The sequence below is a fragment of the Methylobacterium sp. B4 genome, assembly GCF_003201865.1.
GTDB lineage: Bacteria > Pseudomonadota > Alphaproteobacteria > Rhizobiales > Beijerinckiaceae > Methylobacterium.
Genome location: NZ_QJJJ01000003.1, coordinates 290460 through 317089 on the forward strand (window position 1 = coordinate 290460; position 26630 = coordinate 317089).

Genomic DNA, 26630 nt, shown 5'->3' on the forward strand with positions numbered 1-26630 from the left:
CGGGCCGACATCCCGATCCGGCACGCTGCGCCCGGACAGGGCGAGAGCGCTTCGTTCACGATCTTGGGCAATCCTGGGGACAGGCTGGGGAACCAGCCGCGTTCCTTGCGTTTCCCGGGGCCGATCATGCGGCGTTTCCTGACCAGCGGCATCAAGGCGATCCTGGCGGTCGCCGCTCTGTCCACCGCCGCCCACTGGGCGATGCGCCTTCAGCGGGAGCCGGCGGCGTCCGCCATGCCGGTGGCCGCCCTGCCCGATCCGGTGACGACCGGCTCGATCACCCCGCGCAAGGTCGAGCGCGCGGCCGACGCGTCGGTCATGCCCGCGAGCCTCGGGGCCGGCCTCGATCAGCAGCACCTCGCCAAGCTGATGGCGGGCGCGTCCACGGACCGGCCGAAAGTCCAGAAGGCCGTGGCCAAGCGCTGAACCGACGAAACGGCCGCCGGGCGGCAGCCCGACGGCCTCGGACGGTCGATCAGGCGGCCAGCCGGCGCGGCTCGTGGCGGCCCTCGCGGATCTCCTCGACGATCTTGGCGCAGAAGGCGTCGAGATCGCCGGGGTTTCGGCTCGTGACGATGCCGCCGTCGGTGACGACCTCCTTGTCCTGCCAGTTGCCGCCCGCGTTGATCACGTCGGTCTTGATCGAGGAGAACGAGGTCAGCGTCCGGCCCTTGACCGCGCCCGCCTCGATCAGCAGCCAGGGCGCGTGGCAGATCGCGGCCACCACCTTGCCGGAGGTGAGGAAGCTGCGGATCACCTCCAGCGCCTTGGGCTCGCCCCGCAGCTTGTCCGGGTTGATCTGCCCGCCCGGCAGCACCAGCGCGTCGTAGGCGTCCGGGTTCACGCTCTCGACATCGAGGTCGACCGAGACCTCCTTGCCCCAATCGGTCTTGTCCCAACCGCGGATCGTGCCCTTGGACTGGCGCGATTGCGGGCTCGCGACCGTCACGGTCGCGCCGGCTTGCGCGAGTTTGGCCTGCGGCACGGTCAGTTCGCTTTCCTCGAAGCCGTCGGTGGCCAGGATGAGGATCTTGGCGTCGCGAATGTCGGGCATGGTATCTCTCCGGATCGAATGAGGGATTTGCCGGGCCAACAGGTCGCCCCGCAGGCGGTTCCTGCGCCGGACACGCGGCCGCACCCGGGACGGGGCGAGACGAAGAGAGAACGGAACCGCACCGGCAGGCATGTGTTGGACGCCCATCCCCGACACCAGAATGGAGGCGGCCCATGGCCAATCCCGGCGTCCCGACACCCGATCCGACCCCCGGCGGCAACATCCCCGGCGACCTTCCCCCACCGCCGCAGCCGGACGACATGCCGGATATCGGCCCGACCGGTCCGCGCACGCCCTATCCCGTGGACGATCCCGGGATCGACGAACCCAAGGGTCCCGGCTCCGAGCCCGATTATCTGCCCGGCGGCCCAACGGATCCCGGCATCCGGCTCTAGCCCTCGTTGCGAGGACCGGCCTCCGGCGCCTTCAGCTCAGGCGCCGGAGGCCGACGCCTTCCTGCCGGCCCGGAAGACCTTGCACTCGCCGGGCCGGTAGAATTGATCGACATTACATTTCAGTGCGCCGTGCCCGAGCGCCGCCGCGGCAAGCCGGAGGTCTCAGAGCCCGAGCGGGGCAGCACCCGGGTCGCAGCCTCAATGCCCGCCGTGGGAGGCGCGGACGTCCCGCGGCGCGGCCAGGATCTCGCTGAGGCTGGTGGCCACGTGGCGAGCCTCCTCGTCGGTGAGGCGCAGCTGGAACGGCGGCAGCGCGCCGGCCTGCAGGGCCACCACGGCCTGCCCCTGCTCATCGGTGCCCACCTCGATCGCCGAGGAGGTCACGTCGAGCATGGCGATCTCCTCGTCGCCCGTCTCGTCGGGCAGGTCGGCCTCGCCGTCGTCGTCGATGGCGGTGAGGAGCTGGCCCACGGCGCGCACCAGGGCGCGGGCGGCGCGGGCGTCCATGACCACCGCCGTCGATTGGTCGTCCTTCTGGAAGGAGAGCTGGATGTTCGCGCCTTCGAGGGAAACCGAGATGCCCGCCATGAACTGCCTGACTGCACTGCCTGAGGGCGGTGCGTAACCGCCTGGATTGACGGTCATATATGCACCGGCCCGAGGCTTTGTCACAGGGTGGCCGAAGCGCCGGGCGCAGCCGGCCGCGCCGCCCCTGCGGCTTTCCCGCCCGCCTCCGCCGGCTCGTCCCGCCTTGTTAAGGCCGCACGGCCGGCCTACATGTAGTTCTGACGGGCACGGCAAGGCGGTCGATTCCGCTGCCATCCTCATGTGACCCGTCATCCCGCAAAATCGGCGGACGAGACCATGTGCTCGCTTCGAGCAGATGCTTGCGCTTGGCTCGTGAGATACGAAGGAACTATTCGTGGATACTGGGACTGTTAAGTGGTTCAACGAGACCAAGGGCTACGGCTTCATCCAGCCGGATGACGGCGGCAAGGACGTTTTCGTCCACATCTCCGCCGTCGAGCGGGCCGGCCTGCGCAACCTCGTCGAGGGCCAGAAGATCTCCTACGAGGTTCTGACGGACAAGCGCAGCGGCAAGGATGCCGCCGGAAACCTCCAGGCGGTCTGATCCCGCCCAGGGGCCGGTAACCGACCGGCCCAACCGCGTAGCCTGACACATCAAGCGGCACCCACCGACCCAGGATCCATCCCGGATCCGGCGGCGGGCGCCGCCGCCGATCGAGCATCACAACAACCAGAAACGACGCCGGCCACGCCACGGATGGCGCGGGATCCGGTGAAGAGAGAAGAAAAGACAATGCATTTCGAGTTCCGGCGCCATGTCGGCGCCATTTCACCCGTCACAAATGCGGTGACCTTCCGGGTGGACCGCTTGGTCGAAACGCCGACGCGCAACGCGTCCGCCGACCTCAGCCACCTCATCGACCCTTCCTACGAGTACCACTCGCCGCGCGAGTTGCGCTGGCACCTCGCCGATCGGCTGGGCCTCGCCCCCGCCGCGGTTCGGCTGAAGGAAGCGGCCTGAAAGCCTGAGCCCCGCGCCTTCGGGAGCGGGGTCTACCGCCCGGCCAGGGCCGCTAAGGCGGCCTCGCGCAGGGCGAGCGGCGCAACGATGAGTTCGCCGTGACGCGGCTCCGGTCGGTTGTAGGCCACCGGAGTCCCATCGAGATTGCAGACGATGCCCCCCGCCTCGCGCACGATCAGGTCGGCGCCGGCGAGGTCCCAGTCCCGCGAATCCTTCGAGACGAGGCCGAGGTCGATCCGACCCTCGGCCACCCGCGCGAGCCGCAGGGCGAGCGAGGGAATCCGCTCGACCACCGTGACCGAGGGCCGCGCGCCTCCGGCCCCGTGCGCCGCGCCGTCGAGCAGACGGTCCTGAAGCGGCTTGGGGCCGGTGACCCGCACGCCCTCCAGCCCGGTCTGCGTCGAGACGCGGATCGGCGCGCCGTTGAGTGTGGCGCCCGCCCCCGCCGCAGCCTCGTAGAAATGCCCGAGCGCCGGGGCGAAGACCGAGCCGAGCACCGGCTCGCCACCCGACAGGAGCGCCACCGCGATGGACCAGTCCGGATGCCCGGACAGGAAGGCGCGGGTGCCGTCGATGGGGTCGACGATCCAGACGAGGTCGTGACCGAGCCGCACGGGATCGTCGCTGGTCTCCTCCGAGAGCCAGGCCGCCCGCGGTTCGATCTGCGACAGGCGGACCTTGAGGAAGGCGTCCACGGTGACGTCGGCCTCCGTCACCGGCGACCCGCCCGCCTTCGACCAGACCTTCGCGCTCGTATGTCCGCCCTCCTGGAAGTAGGGCAGCGCCAGGGCCGCAGCCTCCTGCATCGCCTCGCGCAGATCCGGCCGCAGCGCCTCGAGAGAGGGTGTCGTCTGAGTCATGAGAGCCGCTTGGAGCCGCCGTGCGAAGCCGACCACGTTCCGCTTCAACGGCATCGGCGCGGTTCCGTTCTAAAGCATCCCTGGAAAATGTGGCCACCGGTTTTCGGGACCGTGCGATGCAGGCCGTGCCGCCATGCCCTCATGCGCCCGCGGCACGGGCTCCTGCTCCGGCCCCGCTTGCGCGCATTTGCGCCGATCGCGGCAAGGGTCCGTTGAGCATTCCGCAGGCTTCGGCTCGATCCACGAACGCTTAACTGTCACTTTTAAGGCAGCTTGGGGAGGACGAACGGCACTGTGCTTGTCAGATCAGCGCGTCCGACAGAGACCGCGGCCAGGGATAGGGCGTCGCACCGATGATGACTTTCGAGATCCTGAATCAGAACTTTCGCCCCGGCTCCGAAGACGGCACCCTCGCGAGCACGCTTCAGGTGCCCGCCACGCCGCTGCCCGTGCTCGGCGCCGCTGTCGGCGTCGCTCTCGCCTTCGCCGACGAGGCCGCCGATGCCTGCGGAGAGGACCGCTTCGCGCTGCTGCTCGTCGATGCCGAGGGCGAGGTGGCGATGCGGCTCGGGCCGTTCGCGGAGGAGGATGTCGTGGCCGTGTGGCGCGATGTCTCGGCCAAGGGCGGTCTCGCCCGGATGCTGCTGCGCGAGGACGGCTCCATCGTCCCGGTCTCGCAGCAGCTCGGGCCGGTCGTGCTCGGCAAGGGCCGCCAGCGCCGCCGCCACGCCGCCCTCAGCGGCCGCCGCCCACGCTTCCTCGTGCGGCGCAAGACTGCCCGGCTCCCGGCCCGGCCCTGCATCCACCGGGGCGAGAGCGAGATCATCTCCCGGGGCTGAGACGCGACAGCCTCAGCCGGCGTCCAGCCGCTGATCCGGCGCGCGGTCGGCCGGAGAGCCGTCGTAGCCCTCGAGCCAGCCCGTGCGCTCGGGCGTGTCCCGCGGATAGGGGCAGGCGTCGCGCGGACGCCCCTGAGCTCGGGCGCGGGCGCCCTCGGCGATAGTGTCTTCCGGTTGTCGGTGCGGATCGTTCTCGCTCATGCCGCCGAATATGGCGCGGGTGGCCGGTCCGGCCACGGCTGGCCCTAGCGCCAACCCTGCCAGAGCGCGTCGGCAGCCAGACCCGCGAACAGGATCAGCCCGGCATCGCGGTTCGAGCGGAACAGCGTCAGGGCGCGCGCGCCATCGCGCTCGGAGAGCATCGCCACCTGCCGGGCGAGGTGGGCGGCGAACAGCGCGAGGCCGAGCCAACCGAGGGGGCCGGCGCCGGCCCCGATCAGCGCCGGCACGAACAGGGCGACGGTGCCTGCGTAGCAGAGCCCCACCGCGAGACGCAGGCGCGCGCCGAACAGCCGGGCCGAGGAATGGATGCCGACGATCTCGTCATCCTCGATGTCCTGCACCGCGTAGATCGTGTCGTAGCCGACGATCCAGCAGATCGTGCCCGCGTAGAGCCACAGGGCCGGCGGGTCGAGGCGGCCGAACACGGCGACCCAGCCCATCAGCGCGCCCCAGGCGAAGGCGAGGCCGAGCACCGCCTGGGGCATCGGCATCACCCGCTTCATGAACGGGTAGATCGCCACCGGCGCCAGCGAGAGCATGCCGACGAGGATCGCGGTCGTGTTGAACTGAAGCAGCACCGCGAGGCCGACGAGCGCCTGCGCCACGAGGAAGGCGGCGGCCCCCTTCGTCGTCACCTGCCCCGAGGGCAGCGGGCGCGAGCGGGTGCGCTCGACCTGCGCGTCGAGCCGGCGGTCGGCGATGTCGTTGTAGGTCGAGCCGGCGCCCCGCATCGCCACCGCGCCGACGAGGAACAGGGCGAGGTGGATGGGATCGGGACCCGGGCGCCCGGCGGCGGTCGCGGCGAGGGCCGCCGACCACCAGCACGGCAGCAGCAGAAGCCACCAGCCGACCGGCCGCTCGATCCGGGCGAGCCTCAGATAGGGCCGTGCCGCGGCCGGCGCGAGCCGGTCGGCCCAGTGGCCGGCAACCGCGTCGGCGACGCGGCCGGAGCCGGGCTCGGACGGAGAAGGCAATGGGGCTGCGGCTTCGGCGGGTCGGAACGCGCCGTTTAGAGCGCGCCCTGCGGCATGCGGAAGGCGCCGGACAGGCCGGGGCCGCCGAGCAGACCGCCGCCCCCGCCGCCGTTCTGCGCCTGGGCCTTGGCCTGGGCTTCCATCTTCGAAGCCTGGGCGGCGATGCCGCAGACCTTGGTGCGGATCGCCCCGACCTTGTTGTGGTCGGCCTTGAAGCCTTCCGCGAACGAATCAGGGATCGAGCACCATTCCTTGTTGGCGGTGATCCATTTTATGCCGGTCGCGCCGTTGGCCTGGAGCTGGCCGAACAGGGAGCAGGCCTCCTGCGGCGTCATCTTCTTCTTGGAGTTCGAGGCCGAGTTCGCCTTGGCCACGAGGTTCTTGCGCTCGATCAGCGTCTTCTGGATCGAGCCGCAATCGGTGCCCGCCTGCTGCGGCACGGACTGGGCGGGAGCCGCCGGCGCCATGGGGGCGGGAATGCTCATCGGCGCGCCCGCCGAGGGGGCGGGCTCGGCCGGCGTATCCATCGACGGCAGCGGCATGCCGCTCATTCCCTGGCCGAGCGCGGGCCCGGCCAGAAGGGCGAGGCCGGCGAAAGCGGCGGCGACGGTCTTCGACGATGCAGACATCCAGGCAGACATTCGGCCGGTCCTTCTCCCCGCGTGCCGCGACGGGTGTAGCCCCCGATCCCGCAGCGCCCGCCCGGCCTCGGCCCGGACGCTGCTGCGCCGTGGGCCCCGGCGAGGGGCTTGAACGTGTTTCGATGCGGAAGCTTGTTGCGCATGGGAATGTGGCGCCAATGGTGCCGCGCGGCTTCCGCCGGCCACGACGGTGGGAAATCGTTCGAAACGCGGGCAGGGTGACATTTCCGCATCACATTCCGCCGCGTTCGGCGCCGATTGACAGGCCGGGGCGGCCACGCGACGAGACCGGCCTTCGTTGCGAGAGATCATGGCTGCCTACGACTTCACCGCCCCGCGCCTCTTCGTCGAAGCGGATCTGGTGGAGGGGCGCGTCCTGCCGCTGGAGCGGGCGCAGGCGAACTACCTGCTCACCGTGCTGCGCCGCGCGGAGGGCGAGCCCGTGCTGCTCTTCAACGGCCGCGATGGCGAGTGGCGGGCCGAGATCGTGCCGCAGGGGCGCAAGAGCGCCGATCTGCGCGTGGTCGCGCAAACCCGCCCGCAGCCGGTTCCGCCAGACCTGCACTACCTGTTCGCACCCCTGAAGACCGGCCGGCTCGACTACATGGCTCAGAAGGCGGTGGAGATGGGCGCGGGCCGGCTCCAGCCGGTCTTCACCCGCTTCACGCAAGGGGAGCGGATCAAGCTCGACCGGCTGCAGGCCAACACGATTGAGGCGGCCGAGCAGTGCGGGATTCTCGCCGTGCCCGAGATCGGCGAGCCGGCCCGGCTTCCCGCCTGCCTCGACGCGCTCGAAGCCGACCGCCTCCTCGTCTTCTGCGACGAGGACGCCGCCGTGCGCGATCCCGTGGCGGCCCTGCGCGGGGCCGCCGACCCGGATCGACTGCCGCCGCTGGCGGTTCTGGTCGGCCCCGAGGGTGGGTTCCACGAGGAGGAGCGCGCGCTGATCGCCGCCCGCCCCAACACGGTCGCGCTCTCGCTGGGACCGCGCATCCTGCGAGCGGATACGGCCGCGGTGGCCGTGCTGGCGCTGGTGCAGGCAGTGCTGGGTGACGGGCGGTGAGCGCGGGTCCGAAGGATTTCTGAAGATATGAGCCTCCCCCGCCTCCTGCTCCTGTCCCTCGGCGGGACGATCACGATGACCCGCAGCAGCGGGGGCGGCATCGTGCCGACGCTCACGGCGTCCGACCTCGCGGCCACGGTGCCGGGGCTCGATGCGGTGGCGGCCATCGAGACGCTGTCTCCCTTGCGCCGTCCGAGCGCGGGGCTGAGCCTCGACGATCTGATCGGGGTGGCGCGCACGCTGATCGAACGCCTCGCGGGCGATCTCGACGGTGCGGTGGTGATCCAGGGCACCGACACGATCGAGGAGACCGCCTTCGTGCTCGATCGCCTCGTGACGAGCGACAAGCCGGTCGTCGTCACGGGGGCGATGCGCGGCCCGGAGAGCGCCGGGGCCGACGGTCCCGCCAACCTTCTGGCCGCCGCCATCGTCGCAGGCAGCCGGGCGGCGCGGGGCCTCGGCACGCTCGCCGTCCTCAACGACGAGATCCACGCCGCCCGCCTCGTCCAGAAGGCGCACACCGCCCTGCCCTCCGCCTTCCGCTCGCCGCTGGCCGGCCCGCTCGGCCTCGTGATCGAGGGCGAGGCCCGCATTCATGTCCGCGTCGGCCGCAGCCTCCCCGTCGTAGGGCCGCTGGCGGCGGAGCCGCCCCCCGTGGCGCTCGTGAAGATCGGGCTCGGCGACGACGGGCGTCTGCTCGCCGCCTTGCCCGAACTCGGTTTTGCCGGCGCGGTGATCGAGGGCATGGGCGCGGGCCACGTCCCGGAGGCGCTTGCGGAGACCGTCTCAGGGCTGGTCGAGCTGATGCCGGTGGTGCTCGCCACCCGCGCCCAGAGCGGGCCTGTGTTCTGCCGCACATACGGGTATCCCGGCGGGGAGATCGACCTCCTGCGCCGCGGCGCCCTTTCGGCCGGGTCGCTGTCGGGCCTGAAAGCGCGGCTGCTGCTCCAGCTTCTGCTGCGCGCGGGCCTCGCGCCAAGCGCGTACGGCGCCTTCTTCGCGGAGCCGTAAGGCCCGCGCGATGATCGTGCACAAGGCGGGTTCATGTCAGCCATGCGCGGTGCGGGCGCGTTGTTCACCCTTGCGGCGTCCTCTAAGGACACGACATCCGGTGAGGCCGCCACCGGTCCGTCCGGTGGCGGACGACCGGCGCGCCCGCTGACTTCTTCGACCGACGTCACCTTCGAGGCAGCGCATGGCGCGCGATACGTCCGACACGACCCCGCTCACCACGCGCGACGAATTGATCGCGTGGTTCGCCGCGGGGGAGAAGCCGCGCGAGCGCTTCGCCATCGGCACCGAGCACGAGAAGATTCCGTTCTACACGGCCGACCACGCGCCCGTGCCCTACGAGGGCGAGCGCGGCATCCGGGCGCTGCTGGAGAACCTCGCGCGCGAGACCGGCTGGGAGCCGATCCTCGACGCGGGCAACATCATCGGGCTCGCGGGCCATGAGGGCGGCGCCATCTCGATCGAGCCCGGCGGGCAGTTCGAGCTCTCCGGGGCGCCGCTGGCCGACATCCACGCCACCGTGGCCGAACTCGACGAGCACCTCGCCGCCTCCAAACGCGCCGCGGCGCCGCTCGGCATCGGCTTCCTCGACCTCGGCATGAGTCCGAAATGGACCCGCGAGGCCACGCCGCAGATGCCCAAGAGCCGCTACCGCATCATGCGCGGCTACATGCCGAAGGTGGGCAAGCTCGGCCTCGACATGATGCTGCGCACGGCGACCGTGCAGGTGAACGTCGATTTCGCCTCGGAGGCCGACATGGTGCGCAAGATGCGCGTCAGCCTCGCGCTCCAGCCCATCGCGACCGCGCTCTTCGCCAACTCCCCCTTCACCGACGGGCGCCCCAACGGCTTCCTGTCGCGCCGCTCCGAGATCTGGCGCGACACCGATCCCGACCGCACCGGCATGCTGGCCTTCGCCTTCGAGGAGGGCTTCGGCTACGAGGCCTATGTCGACTGGCTGCTCGACGTGCCGATGTACTTCGTCAAGCGCGGCGAGACCTATCACGACGTTTCCGGCGCCTCCTTCCGCGACCTGATGGACGGTCGCCTCGCGCAGCTGCCGGGCGAGCGGGCCACCGTCTCCGATTGGGCCAACCACGCCTCGACCGTCTTCCCCGAGGTGCGGCTCAAGCGCTTCCTGGAAATGCGCGGCGCCGATGTGGGCGGGCGGGCGATGATCGCGGCGCAATCGGCCTTCTGGGTCGGGCTGCTCTACGACGAGACCGCCCTGTCGGCCGCCTGGGACCTCGTGCGCGGCTGGTCCGCCAGTGAGCGGGAATCGATCCGCGCCGCCGTGCCCCGTCTCGGGCTCCACACCAGCATCGGCGGGCGCTGCCTCGGCGCGGTGGCGGCGGAAGCTCTCTCCATCGCCCGGTCCGGCCTCCAGGCACGGGCCCGCCGCGACGGGAGCGGACGCGACGAGGCGGTCTACCTTCAGCCGCTGGAGGCGATCATCGCCGCCGGCCGCAGCCAGGCCGAGGAGCGGCTGGCCGATTACGAGGGGCCGTGGGAGAAGTCCGTCGAGCCGGCCTTCAAGGCCTGCACCTTCTGATCCTTCACGACAGCCGGAGCAGATTCTTCCGCCGGGCAAGCGGGGCCGGTGGAACGCGTTCGGCGCCTCGTTGTTCCTGCGTGTATTCCTTGATGATGTTGAGGAGTCCGCAGCCATGTCCCAAATCACGACCCTGGCGCTCGCCGGCCTCGCCGCGACCGGTCTGACCATCGCGGCCGTTCCCTCCGCCGAGGCCGTGCCCCTGCCGGCCCTGAGCGCCGCCCAGGTCGGGGGCGCGACCACCACCGTCGACACCGTGGGCTGGCGCCGCGGCTATTATGGTGGCTATCACGGCCCCCGCTACGGATACGGCTATCGCCGCCGCAATGCCGCGGGCGCCCTGTTCGCAGGCGCGGCGCTGGGCCTGATCGGCGGTGCCATCGCGGCCAGCGCCGCCCCGCGGTACTACGGCGGCTACGGCTACTACGATTACGGCTACGCCCGCCCGGTCGGCTATTACGGCTACGGCTATCCGGCCTATGGCGGCTATTACGGCGGGTACTATCCCTACGGCTGGTAATGGCGCCGTCCCATTCGAAAGCCCCGTCGCTGCCGCCCGGCCGACGGGGCTTTTTCGTGCTATGGCGGCCGCGTGATGCGCGAGATCCCGGATGCCGGCACGGTCGAACTCGACCTCAGCGGCCTGAAATGTCCCCTGCCGGCCCTGCGCACCCGCAAGGCCCTGCGCGGGCTCGCGCCCGGCGCCCGGCTTGCCGTGACCTGCACGGATCCGCTCGCCGGGATCGACATTCCCAACGTCGTCCGCGAGGAAGGCGCCGCGCTGGAAGCGCAGGAGCGGCACGGCCCCGTCTCGCGCTTCCTGATCCGTCCCATCGCCCGGACGGATCACAGCCCTAGCTAGGGCTGGCCTCGACGCCATTCCGCCGCGCCCCGGGCCTCGATCCGGGCGCGCGCATCATCCCGGAGACGCCATGCCCCCCGAGATTCGCGGCACCCGCACCGTCCACGATGGCTGGGCGAGTTTCCTCGTCGCCGAAGTGACGACGCCGGACGGCGCCGAGGTCTCCCGCGAGATCGAGGATCACGGCGAGGCCGTCTGCGTGCTGCCCTACGATCCCGAGCGCCGGGTCGCCGTGCTGATCCGCCAGTTCCGCGCTCCTCCCTTCTTCACGGCCGGCGTGCCGGACCTGCTGGAGGCTCCCGCCGGCCTGCTCGACGAGGCCGACCCGGAGGCCGGCGTGCGCCGGGAGGCCTACGAGGAGACGGGCCTGCGCCTGTCGCGCCTGGAATCCCTCTCCACGGTCTGGAGCATGCCCGGCATCTCCACCGAGCGGATGCACCTCTATCTCGCCCCCTACACGGAGGCCGACCGCGAGGGACCCGGCGGCGGACTGGCCGAGGAGAACGAGGCGATCACCGTGGTCGAGATGCCGCTCGCCGAGCTCGCTGCGATGAGCGAGACCGGCGCGATCACCGACATGAAGACGCTGGTGCTGATTCTCGGCCTGCGCCTGCGCCGGCCCGACCTTTTCGCCTGAAGCCGGCGCGGGCCGACGCCCGGCTTGCGGGCGGGCGGGGTCGGTCTATCATCATGCGTCGAGCGGATCGGAGCGCGATCCGAAAAATGGCTCCGCCGCGCGGGAGATGCGCCCATGTCGTTCTTCATCGGGATTGCCGGCCCCTGGCTCGTGGTCTCCTTCCTGCTCCTGATGTGGCACCGGCGCGAAGAGGAGCGCCCCGTCCAGGCCGTGAGCGCCGAGCCGGGCGGATACCCGCCCCGGGCATAGCGTCCTTCCCCCCTCCCCCATCCTTCGCGGCGTCGGCGGTCCGGCCGTCCGCACCGCGGCGAACCAACGCCCACGCCACGGGTTGTCGAGGCTCTGCGCCCCGCCGCGGCCCGACGAACCGGCTTGTCCGGAGCGCCCCGGCGATCCCGCGCGTTTCGTTCGCACAGGGCGCCCCTGCCCGTCCCCGGCGGGGGCGCCGAAGTTTGGAGTGAAGCATGGACATCGCCCTCGACAAGGTCTCCGAGATCATCCTGCGGCTGCGGGCGATCGAGGCGAAGGAGGGCCCGACCGATCCGGATTCGGGATCGAACCCGACCGATGACGGTGCGACCGACGTGCTGGTGAGCGGAACCGACGACGCCACCGAGCAGGAACTCCGCAGCATGATCGCCGGGCTCAACGAGGACGAGCGGGCCGATCTCGGAGCGCTGCTCTATATCGGCCGCGGCGATTACGAGGCGGCAGAATGGGGCGAGGCGGTCCGCTTCGCCAAGGAGCGCGAGGCTGCGGGCGACACGGTGATGCGCGAGCTGCTCGGCTCGCCGGATGCCGGATCGCTGCTCGACGAGGGCCTCGACGCGCTCGGCATCAGCCTCGACGTGTCGGACGCGACCTGAGCCGGCGGCTCCGGAAACGAGAACGGCCCGGACGCAAGGCGTTCCGGGCCGGTTCCTGACGTCAATGGTCGGTGCTCAGGGCTCGCAGGCCAGCACCTTCGCGCCCATGGCGACGAATTCCGCCGTCGAGCGCAGATCCTCGCGGACCCGCGGCGAATGCGCGACGAGGGAGGCCTCCCGTTCCAGCTGATCGTTGCAGGAGCAGGTCGGCAGACCCTGCCCCACCGGGGGCGAGCAGGCATCGTGATGCATGCAGGCCCGGTCGAGGGCGTCGACCGGGGCAAGGCCGGCGCCGCGGCTGCCCGGGCCGCAGTAATTGCCGTGGAACACCAGGGCACCCTTGGGCAGCCCCTTGCCGAGAGCGGGGGCGGCCGGAGCCTCGATGGCCGCCGCCTCCTCCTCGGGAACGGCGATGGTCTGGGCCGAAACCGTCAGCGGCGCGAAGCCGACGAGGGCGGCGGAGAGACCGAGGATCAGAGGGAGGCGCCGGTTGGTGCGGTGCGAAGAAAAGGCCAAGGTTAAACGCTCCGTTCGAAATGCTCCCCTCACAGCCGCCGGCGGGATCCCATCCCGCGATCGAAAAAGGCTGCGCCGTTCAAACGGTTTCTTCCGGCTTAAGTTCACTCGCACTGCACCATCGGCCGTCCCGGCGGACGATCAGAACCGATAGTTCAGGCCGCCGCGCACGAGGCCGAATCCCGATTCCGAGCGGCCGGTGCCGTAATAGGCGGGGACGGTTGCGTCGTAGACGGTCACGCCGGAGCTGCGCTTACCCAGATCGACGTAGAGCCCTTCGACCTTCACCGAGATGTGGTCGGTCAGGGCATATTCGACGCCGCCGCCGGCCGCGAAACCGAGCCGCGCCGTGTCGGGCAACGTGGCGGCATAGGCGGAGGCGTAGGGGGAGGCGCTTCCACCGCCATAGGCGAAGCCCCCCGTGCCGTAGACGAGCCAACGGTCGAAGGCGTAGCCGAGGCGCCCGCGCACGGTGCCGAACCAGTCGAGGCTCGGCGCGACGCCGTAATAGGGCGTGGTACCGATGGTGCCGTCGCCCCGGCGGCCGAACGTGGTGCCCTGGAAATCCGCCTCGGCGCCCAGCACCCAGCCCGAGCCGGGCGTGATCTGATAATTGTAGCCGATCTGACCGCCGCCGACGAAGCCGCCGCTGCCGCCGCTGCCGGTCACCGTGCCGTAGGTGGCGTCCGTGAAGCTCGATGACCCGCCGCGGAAGCCGTAGCCGGCATTGGCGCCGACATAGAAGCCGGTCCAGGTGAAGACGGGTGGGGCCGGCGGGAGCGGGGGTGCCGCGCGGCGCGGAAGGTCGGCGGCGCCGGCCCCGGTCGCGACGAGGAAGCCGGTCAGGGCCGGCAGCAGCGAGCGTCGGATCATGGTCATCTCTCTTGCGGGTGGGACTGGTTCAGAGCGCGAGCAGCAGCAGGCCGACCACGAGGACGGCCAGCAGCAGGCAGAGTGCGAAGTCGATCACCGTCTCGCCGCCGCAGGCCTCACCTGCGCCGCGGATGCCTGGGCGGCCCCGCGGCGGCCGAGCGGGATACGGGCGCGGCCGGATTCGGCTCGCGGCGAGACCGGCGGTTGGAAAGCTCGTCGGGAACGCGGTCCTCATCGCGCGTTCCCCCGAAGCCCGGCGAGACGCAGGGAGGCGGCGGGATCCGATGGGGCAGCCGGGCTCGCGGCCCCTGCCGAAGCGCCACGCGCCGGACCGGGCCCGACGACGAGCTCCGAGAAGGCCGGCAGGGCGAGGGCGGCGGCGAGAATCGCGGCGAGCGTGGCGGCACGGATCAAGGGACGGGCGGAGGCGTCCAAGACCGGTGCGGAGCACGCCGTAAGCCGCAACGGCGCATCGCCCGCTCCCAGGGAAGGCCTCAATTCGATCGTGATGGCGTCCATCGATGCCTCGGCACTTGCGTGGGAAAATTTACCACGAAGCTTTACCGTGTGCAAAAATCCCACGTCAACGGAATATCGAGCGGCCGAGGTGCGTCGGCGCACGTTGTGGGATTGCGTCCCACGGCAGCGCGCTTACACTCGGGGCATGTCTCAGGAGACCGAATCCGCGCCGCTGGACGGTGGCGCCCTGCACGGGCCCGTGGCGCGCTTGCTGCGTCCGCTCGTGCGCCTCCTGGTCCAGCGAGGCATCACCTTCCCGGCGCTGACGAACCTGCTGCGCGAACTCTACGTGAACGTGGCCGAGTACGATTTCGCCCTGCCCGGCAAGGAGCAGACCGACAGCCGGGTCAGCCTGCTCACCGGCATCCACCGCAAGGAGGTGCGCCGCCTGCGCGGAGCGGGTGCCCCGGTGAGCCGAGTCCCCGCCACCGTGTCCCGCACCGGCCGGATCATCGCGCGCTGGGTCGCGGCACCCGAATTCACCGACGGCGAGGGCCGGCCGCTGCCGCTGCCGCGCTCCGCCGAAGGAGACGCGCCCTCCTTCGAGAGCTTGGTGGAGGGCGTGACCAAGGACGTGCGCCCCCGCGCCGTGCTCGACGAATGGCTCGATCGCGGCGTGGCCGTGCTCGACGAGAGAGGCCGCGTGCACCTGCTCGAGGCGGCCTACCTGCCCCGCGGCGGCGCGGAGCCGCAGCTCTACTATTTCGGGCGCAACCTCCACGACCATCTCGCGGCGGCGGCGGAGAACATCGCCGCCCCCTCGCCCCGCTTCTTCGAACGGGCGGTGCATTACGACGGCCTGTCCGAGACGCTGGCCGCACAGCTGGAGGCGCGCTCGCGGGAGATCGCCATGGGGGCGCTGAAGCAGGCCAACGCCGAGGCGCACGCCGCCTGCGCCGACGACGCGGGCGGGCGCCATCGCTGGAACTTCGGCATCTACATCTACCGCGAGGACGTGCCGGCACGCGAGGCGGAACCCGCTGCCGAGGCCGAGCGGGGCCGCACGCCTTGAGCCGCCCGAACCCGACCCGCCGGGGTCTGCTGGCGCTGCTGGCCGGCACCGCCCTGTGGCGGCCCCAACCCGCTTGGCCGCAGGCGGACGACATGCCGTCCGACCGCGGCATCGGCGGCACGGGGGCGCGCCCCAGCGAGGAGGAGAATCCGGGCGGCGACCGCGGCATCGGCGGCACGGGCGTGATCGGCACGATCCGCCGCTTCGGCTCCATCGTCGTCAACGACCTGCGCATCGCCTACCCGGCCGACGTCCGGGTGCGCATCGACGGCGTGCCGGCCCGCGCCGCCGATCTGAAGGTCGGTCACGTCGTGCGCGTGGTGGCCCGCGACGCCGAGGGCGGCCTCTCGACCCGCGCCATCGACGTGACGAGCGAGGTGATCGGCCCGGTCGAGGCCGTCGCCCGCGGCCGGCTCACGGTGCTCGGGCAGAGCGTCGCCACCGCGGGGATCGCGAAGGCGAAAACCTTCGCCCTGGGCGAGCGCGTCGCGGTGAGTGGGCTGCGGCGCCCCGACGGCACCATCGTCGCGAGCCTGATCGAGCCCCGCCCCGAGGCCCCCGCCCGCCTCGCCGGCCCGGTGCGGCGCGGCCGGGACGGCAGCCTGCGCATCGGCGGCCTGCGGCTCGACGGGCTGGCGCCGGCCCTCGTCGGCCGGCGCACCCTCGTGGAGGGCGAGGCGGGTGCAGCCGGCCTGAGAGTCGTCGCGGTCCGCGATCTCAGCCGGCCCTTCCCGGCGGGGCTCACCCGCGCCTCCATCGAGGCCTACGTCGCACGGGCCGACGGCGGGCTACGGCTCGGCTCGGGCCTCTCGGTCTCGGGCCGGATCGATCCCGCGGCGCTTCCCCGGGGCGGACGCCCCGCCGTGATCGAGACCGACATCGGCCGCGACGGCCGCATGCGGGTGGAAGCGGTGCGCGGCGACGGACCGGGACGGGGCGGGCCGGGATCGGGTGGGCCGGGAACGGGCGGGCAAGGTATCGGTGGGCAAGGCCCGAGCGGACAGGGGCCGGCCGGACAAGGCAGGGGCGATCGCAGTCCCCGTGGCAGCGGCCCCGCCGGCTCCGGCGGTGCGCAGAATCCTGCCGGCTCGGGACGCGGCGGTGCGGGCGGCGGAGCCCCCTCCCCCCGCCCGGGCGGCGATGCCGGCGGCTTCGGCCCCGTTCGCGGCGGCTCCTCGATGCCCGGCGGCTATCCGATCGACACCCGGCCGGCCCCCGGATCGGCGGGCTCCGGGCCTGGCGGCTTCGGCGGCGCGTTCGGCGGACCCGGGGGAAGCCCCGGAGGCGGCCTCGGCGGCGGCTTCGGCCGGCCGGGCGCTGGCCCGGGCGGGTTCGGCGGGGGCGGGGGACCGGGCGGGTTCGGTGGTGGTCCGGGCGGAGGTGGGCCGGGCGGGGGCGGCCCGCGCTGAGCCGGCGGGGCTCTCGTACGGCTCGGGCAGCGGGTCAGCGGCTGCGCAGGATCAGCCGGTCGCCCCGGACCTCGTAGGAGGGCAGCCGCGTGAGGAAGCTCTGCCCGAGCAGGTTGACGGTCAGCACGCCGGGCCGGCTCACCATGGCGTCGACGTTGCGCTCGGTGATCGGCCCGACGGTGATCGAGTCGAGCCGGATCGGGGCGGTGAGCGCGGTGCCGTTGGCGGTCGAGACCCGCTGGGTGAAGGCGCTCTCCGGCGGGCGGATGCCGAGCGCCGCGGCGCTCTCGGCGGTGAGCACGACGCTGCTCGCCCCCGTATCGAAGACGAAGCGCTGCTCCCGGCCGCCATTCACCTCGGCCAGGACCGCGAAATCGCCGTCCGAACGGCGCGTGATCGTCACTTCGCCGCCGGGGCCGACCACGGCAGTGCCGGGGCGCAGGGCCCCGACCAGACCTGCGCCGACCCGCTGCGCGTCGTCGCGATAGGCGTAGCCCGCCACGAGCACCGCGCCGATGGCGAGCCAGATCAGGATCGAGCGCAGGGTCGCGCCCGGCATCGCCAGCGCCTGACGCCAGCGGCCGGCGGTGAGCAGGATCAGCAGCGCGCCCATCGAGACGAGGCCGGCGAGCTGATCCGAATCGAGCCCCATCACGGGGCCGCCGTCGTGGTTGGCGACCAGGACGACGAGGCCGATCCCGAGGATGGCGAGCCCGAGCCACATCATCGCGTGAGTGCCCCTCGCCCCGGATAGGCCCGGCGCAGCCGCTCGGGCAGGAGCGCCATGATCGCCAGCCGCCGCGATTCGGGCAACGAGCCCCACAGGCCGATCTCGTCGCGGGTGCGTCCGCAGCCCTCGCACAGGCCGCTTGCGGCATCGAGCACACAGACCTTGGTGCAGGGGCTGGAAGGTTTTTGGGAAGGGATCGCCGTCATCGCCTGCGCAGATGGGGCGGAGCGGGGCCGTGAATCAAGGGCTTTGCCGACGGCTCCTTTCGTCCCAGGCGTTGCGCGGGCGGTCCGCTCACGCGTCGGACGGGCTGCGGTTCAGCCAGCGGATGGGGTGGACGAGAATGCGCTTGCCCACATCGCCCTCCCAAGTCGTGCGCAACCCTTGCGCCTCCACCGCCGCCACGATCTCGGCGGCGATGCCGGCCGCGGTCTCGTCCCGGTCGTCATAGGCGCCGAAGGCGAGGTAGAGCCCGCGATCGACCAGGACCGCCTCGACATCCTGCCCGTGGTAGAAAACGAAGCCGCGGGATTCCCGCCCCTGCTCCCGACGCGCGTGGTAAACCTCCGCCGCATCCGAGATACCGTCCGAGCGCGTGTAGCCCGCACGGTGGAGCGCGATGATCCCGGCCGCGTCCAGAGCCTCGAAGGCGACGGCGAGCCGGTCGACATCCGTCTGCGCCGGCCAGGTCGCCTCCTCGTCCCGCTTGCGCGCGAAGGCCCGGGCGACCTCCGCCTCGATCCAGCCCCGGTCGTCGGGGCCGATCGACTCGGGCATCAGATACTCTTCCAGGATCGCCTCGAGGGTCGATGCGGGCGTCTCGAACCCACCCCAGGTCAGGACCTCGATCCGCTCGACCGTATCGGCGCGATCGACCGGTTCCACGGATGCGCCGGAGGCTGCCTCTCGGGGCATCGCGATCGGTTGGCCGCCGAAGAGCCGGCGAAAGAATTCCCGCATGCGCGATCCCGATCCCTGTGCGCGACTCCCTGTGCGCTACGCCGTCGCCGCCACCAGCGCGAGCAGGACTACTACCTCGCCCACCTGCTGGCAGGCGCCGACCACGTCGCCGGTCTGGCCGCCGATTTTTCGCCGGGCCAGCGCGCTCAGGGCCAGGGCCGCCAGCGGGGCGAGGACGAGCGCGAGCAGCAATCCGAGCGGCGGCAGGCCGAGTGCCGCGCCGAGCCCGGCCAGCATTAGGCAGAGCAAAGCCGCGATCCCGAGCGTCGCCCGGGTCGGACGGCCCACCGCGGCGCCCGCGCCGCCGGGCCGGGCCGGTTCGAGCCGCGCGATCGGGATCAGGGCGGCGGTGCGCGAGAGCGCGGCGGCGAAGAGCAGGGCGATGGCCGCGAGGGCACCGCTGCGGTCGAGCAGGGTGGCGAGCGTCGCCGCCCGCAGGGCCAGCCCGAGGAACAGGGCGGTGCCGCCATAGGCGCCGATGCGGCTGTCGCGCATGATCTCCAGGCTGCGCTCACGGCTCTGCCCGCCGCCGAAGCCGTCCGCCACGTCGGCCAGCCCGTCCTCGTGCATGGCACCGGTGATCAGCGCGGTCGCGACGAGGGCGAGCGCGGCGGCGACGAACGGACCGAGTCGGATCTCCCAGGCCAGCACCAGCACCAGGGCCGCGGGGAGCGCCAGCAGCAGCCCCGCCACGGGCAGCATGCGCGGAACGGTGCGGAAGTCCGGCACGCCGAACGGATCCGGCTCGTCGGGCAGGGGCGGAATCGGCAGGCGGGTGAAGAAGCGCAGGCAGGCGGCGAGGTCGTAGACCAGCTCCGCCCCGGGAAAGGGCGGTCCCAGATCGCTGCCGCTGCGCCCGATCATTCCGCTCCCCTCGCGGCCCGGCCGCCTGTACCGCGGGCCCGCCCCCTTCTATAGCGCCGGAAGCCCCTTGCCTGCTACGCGGACCTGCCGGCGAACCGGTCGATTGTCCCCGCCGATCGAGCGATCCGTTCGGCGCCCCGCACCCGACGCGAACGAGACCCCGATGACCTCCGACGCCGCGCCCTTCGCCGACATCCGCCGCCTGCTCACCGAGATGCCCGGCCCCGATGAAGAGGCGGCCGCCGCGATCCGCGCCCGGGACGCGCGCCTGACCAAGCCGCCGGGCGCGCTCGGCCGGCTCGAAGGGCTCGTGGAATGGCTCGGCACTTGGCAGGGCAAGGCGATGCCGAGCCTCGACCGGCCGATGGTCTGCGTCTTCGCGGGCAGCCACGGCGTGGTGGCGCGCGGCGTCTCGGCGTTTCCGGCGGCGGTGAACCGGCAGATGCTGGAGAACTTCGCCGCCGGGGGCGCGGCGATCAATCAGCTCTGCGCCGCCTACGGCCTCGGCTTCCGCGTGTTCGACCTCGCGGTCGATCTGCCGACCGGCGACATCTGCGCGGGGCCCGCCCTCGACGAGAAGGGCTGCGTGGCCACCATGGCCTTCGGCATGGAGGCGGTCGCGGCGGGCACCGATTGCCTCGCGGTCGGCGAGATGGGCATCGGCAACACCACGGTGGCGGCAGCGATCTACGCCGCGCTCTACGGCGGCGAGGCCGAGCACTGGGTCGGGCGCGGCACCGGGCTCGACGATGCCGGCCTGTCGCGCAAGGCCGAGGCCGTGCGGCTGGCGCTTCAAACCCATGCGGGGCATCTCACCGATCCGCTGGCGATCCTCGCCCGGCTCGGCGGCCGGGAAATCGCGGCCATGGCTGGCGCGATCCTCGCCGCGCGGCTCCAGCGGGTGCCGGTGGTGCTCGACGGCTACGTCACCACCGCCGCGGCGGCGGTGCTGCACGCCCTCGACGCCCGCGCCCTCGACCATTGCATCGCCGGCCACCTCTCCGCGGAGGGCGCCCACGGGGAAGTGTTGGCGCGCCTCGGGCTCACGCCCGTGCTCTCGCTCGGAATGCGGCTGGGCGAGGCGTCCGGGGCGGCGCTGGCCCTCGGTGTTCTGAAGGGCGCTCTTGCCTGCCACCGCGACATGGCGACCTTCGAGCAGGCCGGCGTCGCGGGGAAATCCTCCGACTGACGCGCCCTCAGGCGAAGCCCGCCGCGTGCAGCCCGAGGCCTGCGACCGCGCAGGCGAGCAGCGTCGGGATCACGCCGAGGCGGAAGCGCAGCACCGCCAGCATCGCGGCGGAGGCCAGCAGCAGGGCCGGCCCGTTCAGGCTCGTCCAGACCGGCCATTCGAGCCGCAGGCCGAGGCCGGGGCGAAGGGCGACGCGTTCGGCGAACAGCAGGTGGAGCGCGAACCAGACCGCGAGGTTGAGGATCACGCCCACCACCGCCGCGGTGATCGCCGCGAGCGCGCCCGAGAGCGCACGGTTCTCCCGCAGGCCCTCGACGTAGGGCGCACCCGCGAAGATCCAGAGGAAGCAGGGCACGAAGGTCACCCAGGTGGTGACGAGCCCCCCGAGCACCCCCGCGAGGTAGGGGTCGAGCCCGTTCGGCGCCCGGAACGCCCCGAGGAACCCCACGAACTGCGTGACCATGATGAGCGGGCCGGGCGTGGTCTCGGCCAGCCCCAGCCCGTCCAGCATCTCGCCGGGCTTGAGCCAGCCATAGGTCTCGACCGCCGCCTGCGCGACGTAGGCCAGCACGGCGTAGGCGCCGCCGAAGGTGACCACCGCCATCTTGGAGAAGAAGACGGCGATGTCGGCGAGCGCGTGGCCCGGGCCGAGACCGACGACGAGGGCCAGCACCGGCACCAGCCAGAGCGCCAGGAACACGGCGGCGATCCGCAGCGACCAGCGCGGATCGGGCCGGGCATGGGCCGGCACCTCGGCCCCGAGCAGGCTGTCGGCCTCGGCGAGCCCGGGCCCCGCCGGTCCGTGGCCGCCGGCGCGGAAGCTTTTGGCGCCCACACGCCCGAAGCCGTAGCCGATCAGGCCCGCGGCGAGCACGATCAGCGGGAAGGGCAGGTCGAACAGGAAAATCGCCGCGAAGGCGCCCGCCGCGATCAGGCGCATCGCGGCGTTGCGCAAAGCCCGGCCGCCGAGACGCACCACGGCCTGGACCACGATGGCGAGCACCGCGCATTTGAGGCCGAAGAACAGGCCGCCGACGATCCCGACGCCGCCATAGGCCGCGTAGATCACGCTCAGCGCCATGATCGAGACGGCACCCGGCAGGATGAACAGGCCGCCCGCGATCAGCCCACCGGGCGTGCGGTGCATCAGCCAGCCGATATAGGTGGCGAGTTGCTGCGCTTCCGGTCCCGGCAGCAGGGTGCAGTAGGACAGGGCGTGCAGGAAGCGCGCCTCGCCGATCCAGCGCCGCTCGTCCACGAGGATGCGGTGCATCACCGCGATCTGCCCGGCCGGACCGCCGAAGCTCAGCAGGGCGATGCGCGCCCAGACACGGGTGGCCTCGCCCAGGGTGACGCCGTGATGGGCTTCGCTCTTCACCACGTTTCGATGGATCGTCTTGCGCCGCGCGAACCCTCCCCTTGGGCGAGGAGCGTTCCCTCCGTCAATCGTGCGCGCGGATCAAGCCGCCCGTGCGCGCCGGGGCGGCGCCGTCTCGGCCGGAGCCGGCGCGGCGGCCAGATCGACGGCGGGCAGCGTGTCCATGCCGCGGCTCGCGGGGAAGGTGATGATCACCTCCGTGCCCTCGCGCGGCTTCGACTTGAGCTGGAAGCCGCCGCCGTGGAGATCGACCAGCCCCTTCACGATCGGAAGGCCGAGGCCGGAGCCCTGCTCGGCGGTCTTGATGGCGAGCGAGCCGCGCCCGAACGAGGACATCACCGTGCCGAGTTCGTCCTCGGGGATGCCGGGGCCGGAATCCTTGACGCTGACATATTGCCCACCCGAGGAGGTCCAGCCGACCTTGATCGTGATCTCGCCGCCCGGCGGCGTGAACTTCACCGCATTCGAGAGCAGGTTGAGCACGATCTGGCGCAGGGCCCGCTCGTCCGCCCAGAGGCGCGGCAGGGAATCGTCGATGAGGCTCGCGAAGGTCTGCCCCTTGCTGCGGGCGCGCAGGGTCATCATGTGGCGGCACTCCTCGACCGCGTGGGCGAGCTGCACCGCCTCCTCGCTCAGGTCGTAGCGCCCCGCCTCGATGCGGGAGAGGTCGAGGATCTCGTTGATGAGATTGAGCAGGTGCATCCCGCTGTCGTGGATGTCGGTGGCGTATTCCCGGTAGGCCGGGGCGGTGTGGGCGCCGAACACCTCGTTCTTCATCACCTCCGAGAAGCCGAGGATGGCGTTCAAGGGCGTGCGCAGCTCGTGGCTCATGGTGGCGAGGAAGCGGGACTTGGCGAGGTTCGCCTCTTCTGCCCGCCGCCGGGCCTCGTCGGAATTGGCCTTGGCCTGTTCGAGTTCGGCGAAGATCGCGTCCTTCTCCGCCCGCGATTGCAGCGTGCCGACCGCCGAGGCGTAGAGCCGGCGCGCCAGCCCCGCGAAGAAGAGCTGGCTCGCCACCGTCATCGCCACGAGGAGCATCGTGTCCATGTCGCGCGAGGACAGCAGCAGGGAGAGGGCCGCCAGCATCAGCGGCAGCAGCCCGGAGAGCGCGGCGACCGGCACGGTCGCGGCCAGCATCGTCGTTACCGCCGCGACGATGACGAGCCCGAACAGCGCGAAGGTGCGTGCCTCCGGGATGCCGACCAGCAGCAGCATCGCCCAAGCGAGGCTCTGACCGAATTCCGCGGCGATGAAGATCCGCCGCCAGCGGGCCAGCGGCAGGCAGCCCGGCGCCTGCCGCAGGAAGCGGCGGCACAGCAGCGTCATGATCGCGCCGGCGGCGAGCGCCCCGGCCGAGACCGCCGCGGCCGTGACGGCGGGCACCCAGATCGTGGAGGCGCCGGCCACCACCAGCGCCAGCAGCAGCAGCGGGATGCCGGCCCCCACCCGGTACTGGGCGTAGAGACGCAGCAACTCGTAATCGAAGGCTCGTTCCAGGCCGCTTGTCGAGGTCAGCCGCTCCCGGGCCGAGCGCATGTCGCGCGCGATGCCGCGACGCTTGGCCACCTCCTGCGAGGAGGGACCGCGTCCACGCTGAACCATCTCCGCTGTCAGGTCGGGCATCGATCGGGATCGGAACGCGAGGGGAAGCCCGGTCGTGAGGTGCGGCGCCCGGGGCGGGTCGGGGAGCCGTCAGGGTGCCTCGGGAACCGTTAAGAAGCGGCTTCCCCGATCGGGCGAATTGCGCCGATCCCGGACGCGGCATACGCGTTCTTAATGCAGGTGCGCCCGCGCACATCGGAGGCGGACGCGAGGGATCAGAATCGGAACGATTCCAAATCCCGGAGCCGACCGCCATGCTGACCCTCAACCTGAACGGCGTGTCCCGGGAGGTCGACGCCGATCCCGACATGCCGCTGCTCTGGGTGATCCGCGACCGGCTCGACATGACCGGCACCAAGTACGGCTGCGGCATCGCCCAGTGCGGCGCCTGCACCGTGCACATGGACGGCCAGCCCGTGCGCTCCTGCCAGACCCGCATCGGCGATGTCGGCGAGGCCAAGATCACCACGATCGAGGGCGTGCAGGGCAAGGTCGCCGACGCGGTGAAGGCGGCCTGGCGCGGCCTCGAAGTCGTGCAGTGCGGCTACTGCCAGTCCGGACAGATCATGTCGGCCATCGGCCTGCTCAGCGACAACCCCAAGCCCACCGACGCCGATATCGACGGCGCCATGGACGGCAATGTCTGCCGCTGCGGCACCTACCAGCGCATCCGCGCCGCCATCCACGAAGCCGCCCGCACGCTCGCCTGAGCCGCCCCGCAGCCTTTCACGATTTGGAGCCCGGCATGCTCAAGCTCGATTTGACCGATGCGCCCGTTCCCTCGCGGCGCGCCTTCCTCGGCGCCGCCGCGGCGGGCGCCGTGCTGCTCGCCTTCCGCCTCGACCTGCGGGGCGCCCGCGCCGCGGGCGGCAACGACGCGCTGTCCAAGGCGCCGGCCCAGCCCAACGCCTTCGTGCGGATCGGTGCCGACGACACCGTGACGGTGATGATCAAGCATCTCGACATGGGCCAGGGCAACACGACGGGGCTCACCACCATCGTCGCCGACGAGCTCGACGCCGATTGGGGCCAGATGCGGGTCGCCTTCGCGCCGGCCGACGCGAAACTCTACGCCAACCTTCTGATGGGCCCCGTGCAGGGCACCGGCGGCTCGACGGCGATCGCCAATTCCTGGTTCCAGTTGCGCAAGGCGGGTGCGGCCGCCCGCGCCATGCTGGTGGCCGCCGCGGCCGAGAGCTGGGGCGTGCCCGCGGGCGAGGTCAGCGTCTCGAAGGGCGTGATCAGCCACACATCCGGCAAGCAGGGCCGGTTCGGCGCGTTCGCGGAGGCTGCGGCCGCCAAGCCGGTGCCGCAGGAGCCCCGCCTCAAGACGCCCGCCGAGTGGACGCTGATCGGAAAGCGCGTGCCGCGCATCGATTCCGCGCCCAAGACCGACGGCAGCGCGATCTACTCCCTCGACATCCGCCGCCCCGGTCAGGTCACGGCGCTCGTCGCCCACCCGCCGCGCTTCGGCGCCGCGGTGAAGTCGGTGGATGCGGAGGCCGCGCAGGGCATGCCCGGCGTGGTCGCTGTCGTCACGATCCCGACGGGCGTGGCGGTCATCGCCCGCGACACCTGGAGCGCGATGAAGGCCCGCGAGGCCCTCAAGGTCACCTGGGACGATTCGGCCGCCGAGACACGCTCCTCCGACGCGATCCTGGCCGAGTACCGCGAGACGGCCAAGAAGAGCGGCCTCGTCGCCTCGCAGGCGGGCGACGCCGACGGCGCCATCAAGGGCTCGGCCAAGGTGCTGGAGGCGGAATTCTCCTTCCCCTACCTCGCGCACGCCGCCATGGAGCCCCTGAACGCCACGATCGAGCGGGCGGCCGACGGCAGCTACGACGTCTATGCCGGCTTCCAGATCCAGACCGTCGAGCAGGCGGTGCTGGCCGCGACCCTCGGCGTCACGACCGACAAGGTCCGGCTGCACACCCAGTGGGCCGGCGGCTCCTTCGGCCGGCGGGCGACGCCGGGCGCGGACTATTTCGCCGAGGCGGCCGCGATCGTGAAGGCCTGGGACGGCAAGGCCCCGGTCCACCTCGTCTGGACCCGCGAGGACGACATGGCCGGCGGCTATTACCGCCCGCAGGTCTACCACACGGTCAAGGCCGGGATCGACGCCAAGGGGCAAGTCACCGGCTGGCGCCACGCCATGGTCGGCAAGTCGATCATGATCGGCTCGCCCTTCGAGGCGATGCTGGTCAAGAACGGCATCGATTCCACAACCGTGGAGGGCGCCTCCGACACGCCCTACGCCCTGCCCGCCTATCGCTTCGAGGTGCACAATGCCCGCGAGGGCGTGCCGGTGCTGTGGTGGCGCTCGGTCGGCCACACCCACACCGCCCACGTCATGGAGGTGTTCATCGACGAGCTGGCGCATGCCGCGGGCGCCGACCCGGTCGCCTACCGCCTGTCGCTGCTGACCCGCGCGCCGCGCCTGTCGGGCGTCCTGCGTCTGGCCGCCGAGAAGGCCGGCTGGAGCCGGAAGCCGTCCGAGAAGGGCCGCGGCCTGGGCGTGGCCGTCCACGAATCCTTCGGCTCCTACGTCGCCATGGTGGCCGACGTGACGGCGGGCGATTCGAGCGTGAAGGTCAACCGGATCGTCGCGGCGGTCGATGTCGGCATCGCCGTGAACCCGGACGTCGTGCGCGCTCAGGTCGAGGGCGCGGTGGGCTTCGCCCTCTCGGCGGTGCTGCGCAACCGCATCACCCTCAAGGACGGCGTGGTGCAGGAGACGAACTTCGACAGCTACCAGCCGACGCGCCTGACCGAGATGCCGCGGGTCGAGGTGCACATCACGCCCTCCGAGGTTGCGCCCACCGGCATCGGCGAACCCGGCGTTCCGGTGCTGGCCCCGGCCATCGCCAACGCGGTCTTCGCCGCCACCGGCCAGCGCCTGCGCTCGCTGCCCCTCGACCTGTCGAGCCTGCGCGGGGCCTGAGGCCTTCGGCCCGCCTGTGAGAAGGCCGGCCGGCGCGATGGCGCCGGCCGGCTTTACAACGTGGCCCAACCATCGCTTAGGTTCAGCCCCGTCGAGCCAACGCGGGACGCAG

The 26630-nt window shown here is 71.9% G+C and carries 33 protein-coding genes; 18 read left to right on the forward strand and 15 right to left on the reverse strand.

Translation table 11 applies throughout. The annotated features are described in order from the left end of the window. The first annotated feature begins 126 nt into the window (after positions 1–126). Entirely contained in the window at positions 127–426 is a 300-nt protein-coding gene (locus tag BY998_RS06935) for a hypothetical protein (protein ID WP_110350884.1), read from the forward strand. Positions 427–475: 49 nt separating this feature from the next. Here the strand turns inward: BY998_RS06935 and BY998_RS06940 are convergent, their stop codons facing one another. Further along, positions 476–1054: a type 1 glutamine amidotransferase domain-containing protein gene (locus BY998_RS06940; protein WP_110350885.1), complete on the reverse strand. Its 579-nt coding sequence runs from the start codon at positions 1052–1054 to the stop codon at positions 476–478. 173 nt (positions 1055–1227) lie between these two features. Here BY998_RS06940 and BY998_RS06945 point away from each other — a divergent pair, with 173 nt between their 5' ends. After that, the gene (locus BY998_RS06945) at positions 1228–1449 is read left to right on the forward strand and encodes a hypothetical protein (protein ID WP_110350886.1); all 222 of its coding nucleotides are present in this window, start codon (positions 1228–1230) and stop codon (positions 1447–1449) included. 198 nt (positions 1450–1647) lie between these two features. Here the strand turns inward: BY998_RS06945 and BY998_RS06950 are convergent, their stop codons facing one another. Beyond that, entirely contained in the window at positions 1648–2037 is a 390-nt protein-coding gene (locus tag BY998_RS06950; protein WP_110350887.1) for a hypothetical protein, read from the reverse strand. A gap of 334 nt (positions 2038–2371) precedes the next feature. On the opposite strand from BY998_RS06950, the gene BY998_RS06955 reads away from it, so the two are divergent. Together BY998_RS06955 and BY998_RS06960 are read left to right on the forward strand one after the other, a co-directional pair. Beyond that, a complete protein-coding gene (locus BY998_RS06955; RefSeq protein ID WP_110350888.1) occupies positions 2372–2581 on the forward strand; it encodes a cold-shock protein in 210 nt (69 codons plus the stop codon). 189 nt (positions 2582–2770) lie between these two features. After that, positions 2771–2998: an AsnC family transcriptional regulator gene (locus tag BY998_RS06960; RefSeq protein ID WP_110350889.1), complete on the forward strand. Its 228-nt coding sequence runs from the start codon at positions 2771–2773 to the stop codon at positions 2996–2998. Between the two features lie 32 nt (positions 2999–3030). Here the strand turns inward: BY998_RS06960 and BY998_RS06965 are convergent, their stop codons facing one another. Further along, positions 3031–3858, reverse strand: coding sequence for a 3'(2'),5'-bisphosphate nucleotidase CysQ (locus BY998_RS06965; RefSeq protein ID WP_110350974.1), 828 nt, complete (start codon positions 3856–3858; stop codon positions 3031–3033). Positions 3859–4211: 353 nt separating this feature from the next. Here BY998_RS06965 and BY998_RS06970 point away from each other — a divergent pair, with 353 nt between their 5' ends. Further along, positions 4212–4697: a DUF6101 family protein gene (locus BY998_RS06970; RefSeq protein WP_110350890.1), complete on the forward strand. Its 486-nt coding sequence runs from the start codon at positions 4212–4214 to the stop codon at positions 4695–4697. A gap of 12 nt (positions 4698–4709) precedes the next feature. Here BY998_RS06970 and BY998_RS06975 read toward each other — a convergent pair whose 3' ends face one another. From BY998_RS06975 to BY998_RS06985, 3 genes are read right to left on the reverse strand one after another with little or no spacing between them, the layout of a single operon-like run. Continuing rightward, the gene (locus BY998_RS06975; RefSeq protein ID WP_110350891.1) at positions 4710–4898 is read right to left on the reverse strand and encodes an Rmf/CrpP family protein; all 189 of its coding nucleotides are present in this window, start codon (positions 4896–4898) and stop codon (positions 4710–4712) included. Between the two features lie 44 nt (positions 4899–4942). Continuing rightward, a complete protein-coding gene (ubiA, locus tag BY998_RS06980) occupies positions 4943–5893 on the reverse strand; it encodes a 4-hydroxybenzoate octaprenyltransferase (RefSeq protein ID WP_110350892.1) in 951 nt (316 codons plus the stop codon). A gap of 35 nt (positions 5894–5928) precedes the next feature. After that, positions 5929–6534, reverse strand: coding sequence for a hypothetical protein (locus BY998_RS06985; protein WP_110350893.1), 606 nt, complete (start codon positions 6532–6534; stop codon positions 5929–5931). 310 nt (positions 6535–6844) lie between these two features. On the opposite strand from BY998_RS06985, the gene BY998_RS06990 reads away from it, so the two are divergent. From BY998_RS06990 to BY998_RS07020, 8 genes are all read left to right on the forward strand, one after another. Then, a complete protein-coding gene (locus BY998_RS06990; RefSeq protein ID WP_110350894.1) occupies positions 6845–7597 on the forward strand; it encodes a 16S rRNA (uracil(1498)-N(3))-methyltransferase in 753 nt (250 codons plus the stop codon). Positions 7598–7624: 27 nt separating this feature from the next. Next, positions 7625–8608 carry an asparaginase gene (locus tag BY998_RS06995; protein ID WP_110350895.1) on the forward strand — a complete coding sequence of 328 codons (984 nt, stop codon included), beginning with the start codon at positions 7625–7627 and terminating at the stop codon, positions 8606–8608. 184 nt (positions 8609–8792) lie between these two features. Then, the gene (locus tag BY998_RS07000; protein WP_110350896.1) at positions 8793–10160 is read left to right on the forward strand and encodes a glutamate--cysteine ligase; all 1368 of its coding nucleotides are present in this window, start codon (positions 8793–8795) and stop codon (positions 10158–10160) included. Between the two features lie 115 nt (positions 10161–10275). Continuing rightward, on the forward strand, positions 10276–10680 hold the full coding sequence (locus BY998_RS07005; RefSeq protein WP_110350897.1) for a hypothetical protein: 405 nt from the start codon (positions 10276–10278) through the stop codon (positions 10678–10680). Between the two features lie 75 nt (positions 10681–10755). After that, the gene (locus BY998_RS07010) at positions 10756–11022 is read left to right on the forward strand and encodes a sulfurtransferase TusA family protein (protein WP_110350898.1); all 267 of its coding nucleotides are present in this window, start codon (positions 10756–10758) and stop codon (positions 11020–11022) included. A 70-nt stretch (positions 11023–11092) separates the two neighbouring features. Next, positions 11093–11659 (forward strand): NUDIX hydrolase, encoded by a 567-nt coding sequence (locus BY998_RS07015; protein WP_110350899.1) that lies wholly within the window; start codon positions 11093–11095, stop codon positions 11657–11659. A 114-nt stretch (positions 11660–11773) separates the two neighbouring features. Then, positions 11774–11908 carry a hypothetical protein gene (locus BY998_RS25015; RefSeq protein ID WP_280952887.1) on the forward strand — a complete coding sequence of 45 codons (135 nt, stop codon included), beginning with the start codon at positions 11774–11776 and terminating at the stop codon, positions 11906–11908. Between the two features lie 215 nt (positions 11909–12123). Further along, positions 12124–12525, forward strand: coding sequence for a DUF3775 domain-containing protein (locus BY998_RS07020; RefSeq protein WP_110350900.1), 402 nt, complete (start codon positions 12124–12126; stop codon positions 12523–12525). 75 nt (positions 12526–12600) lie between these two features. Here the strand turns inward: BY998_RS07020 and BY998_RS07025 are convergent, their stop codons facing one another. From BY998_RS07025 to BY998_RS07035, 3 genes are all read right to left on the reverse strand, one after another. Further along, positions 12601–13041, reverse strand: a complete 441-nt coding sequence (locus tag BY998_RS07025; RefSeq protein ID WP_110350901.1) for a hypothetical protein — start codon at positions 13039–13041, stop codon at positions 12601–12603. 141 nt (positions 13042–13182) lie between these two features. Then, a complete protein-coding gene (locus tag BY998_RS07030) occupies positions 13183–13914 on the reverse strand; it encodes an outer membrane beta-barrel protein (protein WP_110350975.1) in 732 nt (243 codons plus the stop codon). A 28-nt stretch (positions 13915–13942) separates the two neighbouring features. Then, entirely contained in the window at positions 13943–14149 is a 207-nt protein-coding gene (locus BY998_RS07035; protein WP_110350902.1) for a hypothetical protein, read from the reverse strand. Positions 14150–14578: 429 nt separating this feature from the next. Between BY998_RS07035 and BY998_RS07045 the strand changes: the two genes are divergently transcribed. Beyond that, positions 14579–15445, forward strand: a complete 867-nt coding sequence (locus BY998_RS07045; RefSeq protein ID WP_110350904.1) for a DUF6502 family protein — start codon at positions 14579–14581, stop codon at positions 15443–15445. Next, the gene (locus tag BY998_RS25020; protein ID WP_110350905.1) at positions 15442–16854 is read left to right on the forward strand and encodes a DUF5666 domain-containing protein; all 1413 of its coding nucleotides are present in this window, start codon (positions 15442–15444) and stop codon (positions 16852–16854) included. The genes BY998_RS07045 and BY998_RS25020 overlap by 4 nt, the downstream gene beginning before the upstream one ends. A 34-nt stretch (positions 16855–16888) precedes the next feature. Here BY998_RS25020 and BY998_RS07055 read toward each other — a convergent pair whose 3' ends face one another. The 4 genes from BY998_RS07055 to cobS form a co-directional block, all read right to left on the reverse strand. After that, the gene (locus BY998_RS07055) at positions 16889–17581 is read right to left on the reverse strand and encodes a TIGR02281 family clan AA aspartic protease (RefSeq protein WP_110350906.1); all 693 of its coding nucleotides are present in this window, start codon (positions 17579–17581) and stop codon (positions 16889–16891) included. Beyond that, on the reverse strand, positions 17578–17790 hold the full coding sequence (locus BY998_RS07060; protein ID WP_110350907.1) for a DUF1289 domain-containing protein: 213 nt from the start codon (positions 17788–17790) through the stop codon (positions 17578–17580). Before BY998_RS07060 ends, BY998_RS07055 begins: the two co-directional genes overlap by 4 nt. Positions 17791–17878: 88 nt before the next feature. Beyond that, positions 17879–18544 carry a hypothetical protein gene (locus BY998_RS07065; RefSeq protein WP_110350908.1) on the reverse strand — a complete coding sequence of 222 codons (666 nt, stop codon included), beginning with the start codon at positions 18542–18544 and terminating at the stop codon, positions 17879–17881. A gap of 36 nt (positions 18545–18580) precedes the next feature. Further along, on the reverse strand, positions 18581–19408 hold the full coding sequence (cobS, locus tag BY998_RS07070) for an adenosylcobinamide-GDP ribazoletransferase (protein WP_110350909.1): 828 nt from the start codon (positions 19406–19408) through the stop codon (positions 18581–18583). A 163-nt stretch (positions 19409–19571) separates the two neighbouring features. On the opposite strand from cobS, the gene cobT reads away from it, so the two are divergent. Continuing rightward, a complete protein-coding gene (gene cobT / locus BY998_RS07075) occupies positions 19572–20597 on the forward strand; it encodes a nicotinate-nucleotide--dimethylbenzimidazole phosphoribosyltransferase (protein ID WP_110350910.1) in 1026 nt (341 codons plus the stop codon). Positions 20598–20604: 7 nt separating this feature from the next. On the opposite strand, the gene chrA is transcribed toward cobT, so the two are convergent. Both chrA and BY998_RS07085 read right to left on the reverse strand, forming a co-directional pair. Next, positions 20605–21978, reverse strand: a complete 1374-nt coding sequence (gene chrA, locus BY998_RS07080) for a chromate efflux transporter (protein WP_245421504.1) — start codon at positions 21976–21978, stop codon at positions 20605–20607. A gap of 78 nt (positions 21979–22056) precedes the next feature. Beyond that, on the reverse strand, positions 22057–23598 hold the full coding sequence (locus tag BY998_RS07085; protein ID WP_110350912.1) for a HAMP domain-containing sensor histidine kinase: 1542 nt from the start codon (positions 23596–23598) through the stop codon (positions 22057–22059). A gap of 233 nt (positions 23599–23831) precedes the next feature. Here BY998_RS07085 and BY998_RS07090 point away from each other — a divergent pair, with 233 nt between their 5' ends. Both BY998_RS07090 and BY998_RS07095 read left to right on the forward strand, forming a co-directional pair. Further along, positions 23832–24287 (forward strand): (2Fe-2S)-binding protein, encoded by a 456-nt coding sequence (locus tag BY998_RS07090; protein WP_110350913.1) that lies wholly within the window; start codon positions 23832–23834, stop codon positions 24285–24287. 35 nt (positions 24288–24322) lie between these two features. Then, positions 24323–26518, forward strand: a complete 2196-nt coding sequence (locus BY998_RS07095; RefSeq protein ID WP_110350914.1) for a xanthine dehydrogenase family protein molybdopterin-binding subunit — start codon at positions 24323–24325, stop codon at positions 26516–26518. Positions 26519–26630 lie beyond the last annotated feature (112 nt).